The following is a 649-nucleotide window of genomic DNA, read 5'->3' as shown; positions in this document are numbered from 1 at the left end:
GACCGGCACCGAGCTGACCGGCACCGGGCTGACGGGCATCGAGCTGCCGGGCGACGAGTTCGCTGAACAGCGCCTCGAGCACCAGCCCGGGCGTGACGTTTCGATGCAGGCGCTCCCGCGCGCGCTCGACGGCGGCGGCGGCCGACATGACGCGCTCCGCGCCCCATGCCTCGGCGAGGCGGGCGATCCGCTCGCCCTGCTCGAGGTTCACGAGCTCGAGACCGGCCTGCAGCACCGAGAGCAGCATGTCCCGGTAGAGGGAGAGCAGGTCGGTGAGGATCCGGTCGATGCCGTCGCGCAGGCTGCGCGTGGCCCGCCGCTTCTGGTCCTCTTCGAGTGCACGGATCTGGGCGCGCAACTGCGGCGGGATCGCGGCCCCCGGCGCGAGGCCGAGATGCCGCAGCGCGTCCTCCCGCTCGGATGCGTCCAGCTGCTCCGTGTAGGCGTCGGCGTCCGCCTGCGCCACTTTCAGCAGCTCGGCCGCGGCACCCATGGCCTCGCCGAGCGTCTCTACGCCGAGCGCCAGCTCCATGGTCCGTTCGCGGCGTTCCAACGCCGCGGGTTCGCCTGCGAGCCGCCGCGCCTTGCCATGTACCTCGGCGTCGCCGAAGGTGGAGAGCAGATCATCCTGCAGCTGATACGCGAGACC

The 649-nt window shown here is 72.3% G+C and carries 1 pseudogene; it reads right to left on the bottom strand.

Annotation, left to right across the window (positions count from 1 at the left end):
• A pseudogene (locus ACFPZL_RS14065) lies at window positions 1-649 on the bottom strand (hypothetical protein); the annotation flags it as partial.

Source organism: Leucobacter soli, from assembly GCF_042659205.1.
In the GTDB taxonomy this organism is placed as follows: domain Bacteria; phylum Actinomycetota; class Actinomycetes; order Actinomycetales; family Microbacteriaceae; genus Leucobacter; species Leucobacter soli.
Note: the sequence above shows the minus strand (reverse complement) of the source record. Positions and strands in the feature narration are given on the sequence as shown.